4 protein-coding genes are annotated in these 4,486 nt (G+C 49.9%); all 4 read left to right on the top strand.

Features of this window, described 5'->3' with window-relative positions:
* The coding region (locus C3418_RS22930) for a transposase (RefSeq protein ID WP_146054127.1) at positions 1-341 on the top strand (341 nt) is incomplete at its 5' end.
* Between the two features lie 441 nt (positions 342-782).
* A complete protein-coding gene (locus C3418_RS22920) occupies positions 783-1,742 on the top strand; it encodes a site-specific integrase (RefSeq protein ID WP_258040168.1) in 960 nt (319 codons plus the stop codon).
* Between the two features lie 470 nt (positions 1,743-2,212).
* Complete coding sequence (locus C3418_RS22915; protein WP_103261772.1) at positions 2,213-4,135, top strand: PAS domain S-box protein; 1,923 nt, start codon at positions 2,213-2,215, stop codon at positions 4,133-4,135.
* Between the two features lie 128 nt (positions 4,136-4,263).
* The coding region (locus C3418_RS22910) for a transposase (protein ID WP_146054115.1) at positions 4,264-4,486 on the top strand (223 nt) is incomplete at its 3' end.

Genomic DNA, 4,486 nt, shown 5'->3' with positions numbered 1-4,486 from the left:
AGCAATTTGTCTCAGCCGATGCCGGCTACCAAGGGGCGCCACAGCGCGAGGAGCTGGCCGAGGTGGATGTGGACTGGCTGATCGCCGAGCGCCCCGGCAAGGTAAGAACCTTGAAACAGCATCCACGCAAGAACAAAACGGCCATCAACATCGAATACATGAAAGCCAGCATCCGGGCCAAGGTGGAGCACCCATTTCGCATCATCAAGCGACAGTTCGGCTTCGTGAAAGCCAGATACAAGGGGTTGCTGAAAAACGATAACCAACTGGCGATGTTATTCACGCTGGCCAACCTGTTTCGGGCGGACCAAATGATACGTCAGTGGGAGAGATCTCACTAAAAACTGGGGATAACGCCTTAAATGGCGAAGAAACGGTCTAAATAGGCTGATTCAAGGCATTTACGGGAGAAAAAATCGGCTCAAACATGAAGAAATGAAATGACTGAGTCAGCCGAGAAGAATTTCCCCGCTTATTCGCACCTTCCTTAGCACCTTCCTTAGCGTTATCGGTAGCGTGAAATGAAATCCTGGCTGCTGGCTGGCAACGATTGTCAGCTGACAACGGGGTGATCAGCTCATCAGAACCATCAGGCATTAGCGTTATCGGTAGCGTGAAATGGAAATCTGGCTCCAGCGAACTCGATTGTCAGCTGACAACGGGGTGAGCAGCTCATCAGAACCATCAGGCATTGGCGTTATCGGTAATGTGAAATGAAGTCCTGGCCGCTGCCCGATAATCTGCTCGGCACTCTCTGTCAGCCGCATTATAGGTATCGTGAAATGGAAATCTGGCTCCAGCGAGCTCGATTGTCAGCTGACAGCGGGGTGATCAGCTCATCAGAACCATCAGGCATTAGCGTTATCGGTAGCGTGAAATGGAAATCTGGCTCCAGCGAACTCGATTGTCAGCTGACAACGGGGCGATCAGCTCATCAGAACCATCAGGCATTAGCGTCATCAGTAGCCGCTGGAAACCGCATTATCGGTATCGAGAAATGGAAACCGGCCACCTGCAATCGAGTATTAGCATTGCTCAAGGCCATCATGACCTGGGCAGCCCGTGCCGGACTGATCAAGGACAATCCCGCCGCCTTGGTGTCATTGCTGCGAGAGAACAATCGGCGCGAACGCTACTTCACTCCAGATGAAATCCGCCGCCTGTTCCGGGCTGCTGATCAGCATGAGAGTTTCTATACCGGTCAGTATGTCAAGATGTTGCTGCTCACCGGCTTGCGCCGGGCCGAGCTGGCAAGGGCCAAATGGCAGCACTACAACAAGGAGGACAAGACCCTATATATTCCCCACACCAAGAACGGCCATAGCCGTGTGTTGCACCTGAACCATATGGCGGTGGAGCTGTTGAACTACTTACCGGTGACACAGGGAAATCCCTACCTGTTTCCCGGCAAGCGGCAAGGGCAGCCATTGCAAAATCCCACCAAGGGGTTTCAGCGGATGCTGGCGCGAGCCGGTATAGATAAGGAGGGGGTTTGCCTGCACACCTGTCGTCATTCGGTAGCGGCGTTGATTGTCTCCAACGGCGGCACCCTGTTTGACGTGCAATCCCAGCTTGGGCACCGGAGCAGTCAGACATCACTGCGTTATGCTCACCTGCATAACACTCGGATGCAGCAGACCAGCCAGAAAATAGCCAATTGCATCCATGATGCCCTGACCAGCTCTGTACCATCCAAGCCGCTGCCACAGCCCGAAGAGGGCGAGTGGGTTCAGGCTAGCTAGGTATGTCGGTATCTCATCCAGTGGTGAGATACCGATATCGCTGTTTAGCAGCCCAATGATCCGTTTTCAGCGACCGTCCCGACAAACCGCTACACAAAATCTGTCGGGGCTTATGAGCCTTCTCAACCGCTTCTCGCCGGTTGATAACAAAACCCCTCACCTGATGACAAAACCCATAGCCGATGATGGGTTTTGCGAAAAACTGCCTGCCAGCCAATTCGTCACGCCGTGTCGCGGCCTGTTTGGATAATCCATCCCCTGTGTGATGGGAAGCCTGGATACGACCACCGAGTACAGCCTCCCTCCACTCGAAGGATGATCACTCAACATCTTGATGCTGCCCCAACCCTTCCAAAAAACTCAACAAGTGAGACATATCATACTAATTCTTAGAAGAAATTTGCTCGTTAACCTCACCACTGATATTTATTATGGTTATATTTTTCGGCAGGCATCAGGAGCTACCGAACATGGCAACTTATCCAATTCCACCAGATGAAGAAGACAGACTCAATCTACTACACGCCCTCAACATTCTCGATACTCCGTCAGAAGAGGCTTTTGATCGCATGACTCGATTAGTTGCACTCATTTTAGATGTCCCGATTGCATTGGTTTCACTGGTCGACACTGACCGACAGTGGTTCAAGTCGCGGATAGGTATTGATGAAAATGAAACCCCACGAGAAGTTGCTTTTTGTGCTCATGCTATAGCGCAAACAACACCGCTGATCGTGACAGACACAAAGCAAGACTCCCGCTTCATGAGTAATGCTCTCGTAACGGGAAATCCGAATATTCGCTTCTATGCCGGTGTGCCTTTACGTAGTATCGGTGGGCTCGCAATAGGCACATTATGTGCTATAGACTCCAAACCTCGACAATTGAGTCCTGATGAGATAAGCATTCTGGTTGACCTTGCCGCACTCGTTAGCAAAGAAATGCAAATGCGTGAAGTGCTTTTGAGTCATGCGCGTTCCGAGCAAGCCATACAAGCCATGGAGGATATCGAAGCGCGTTTTAGGACTATCTTTGAACGTGCAGGCATAGGTATTGCGATGGTTGCGCCAGACGGCGGATGGCTGCGCGTCAACGATGCGTTATGCCAAATTGTCGGTTACAGCCAAGATGAGCTTCTCAAGCTCACATTTCAGGATATAACCCACCCAGACGATTTAGATACTGACTTATCCCTGTTACAGCAATTAATTAATAATGATATCGACCACTATCAGCTGGAAAAACGTTACATCACTAAATCAGGACGTTCTGTTTGGATACAGCTGATAGTCACCAAAAAATTGAGTAACAACGGTGAGTTAGAGTATTTCATTTCAATTATCAAAAATGTACAGGAGCAAAAGGAAGCAGAGGCGTCCTTGGCTGAGTTACGTAAGGACTTGGATAGCCGAGTAGAAACAAGAACCAGAGACCTAAAATTAGCTAATGAAATGCTGTCCGCCTCTATTGCTCAGCAGCTTCGGTTTGAGCAGGAATTACGTAGACGCGAAGCTGAATTGCAAATGGTGCTCCAAAACGCGAACGATGCTTACGTATGCATTGATCACCACGGTGTGATCCGCGACTGGAATCAACAAGCAGAGCATACCTTCGGTTGGAGCCGCGAAGAGGTGATTGGCCGCCCACTGGATGAAACGATCATCCCGGCCTCAATGCGTGAGGCTCATCGTGCAGGGTTGGCATGCTATCTGGCTACCGGTAAGCACCATGTCCTCAATCAACATAACGAGCTGACAGCGGTACGCCGCGATGGCATGACCTTACCTGTTGAGGTCCGAATTAGCCCTTTATTTATTGATGGGAAAACAATTTTTAGTGCGTTCCTGCATGATATCACCGAGCGAAAAAAGGCCGAGGCAATCCACGAATTCGAAGCCACTCACGACGCGCTAACTGGATTGTATAACCGGCGTGGTATGTTCAACTTGTTGCCAGCAGCAATAGCCCGCGCCAAGCGGACTCAGACATCTTTAGCGTTACTTTATATCGACCTTGATGGCTTCAAGCAAATCAACGATACACACGGTCATGATGCCGGCGATTCCGTATTACGTGTCATAGGAACTCGCTTACAGGAAAACATTAGACAAACGGATACAGCAGTACGTTTAGGCGGTGACGAATTTACGATCGTGTTGGAGAACACTAAGCACGGGACTCCCGATGTCAATATGCTGGCGCAGAAGATATTGGAGGCCATCCAACAGCCGATACAACTCGATTCAACAACAGCTGTTATCAGTGCCAGTATCGGCATAGCAATCCATCATGCTGACGATATAATCAATGCCGATCAACTGATTAGCCAAGCTGACTCTGCGATGTACGAAGCCAAGAACGCAGGTAAGGCCCGTGTTTGCGTACATAAGTGACAATATGCCGACATAACAACGGTGTCTGACAATCAAGTCAGATACCGCTTATCGTTACCTGATTACCCATGATTAGCAGTCACCACGAGCTATACTGATCTTACGTACAGTTACTGAGGTGCGAGATCATGGCCAAAAGCAAAGTCCAATTCCAGAAAGGCTACAGCCTGTTTGATTTTTTCAAGGACTATGGCACTGAAGCGCAGTGCGAAAACGCGCTGCTTGCTTGGCGTTTTCCGAACGGTTTCATCTGTCCTGAGTGCGCCAACAAGACCTGCTGTCGCCTGAAAAGTCGGCCACGCGTGCTGCAATGCAATAACTGCCGTCACCAGATGTCATTGACTGGAAACA

This window comes from Aeromonas sp. ASNIH8 (genome assembly GCF_002919855.1).
GTDB lineage: Bacteria > Pseudomonadota > Gammaproteobacteria > Enterobacterales > Aeromonadaceae > Aeromonas > Aeromonas caviae.
Note: the sequence above shows the minus strand (reverse complement) of the source record. Positions and strands in the feature narration are given on the sequence as shown.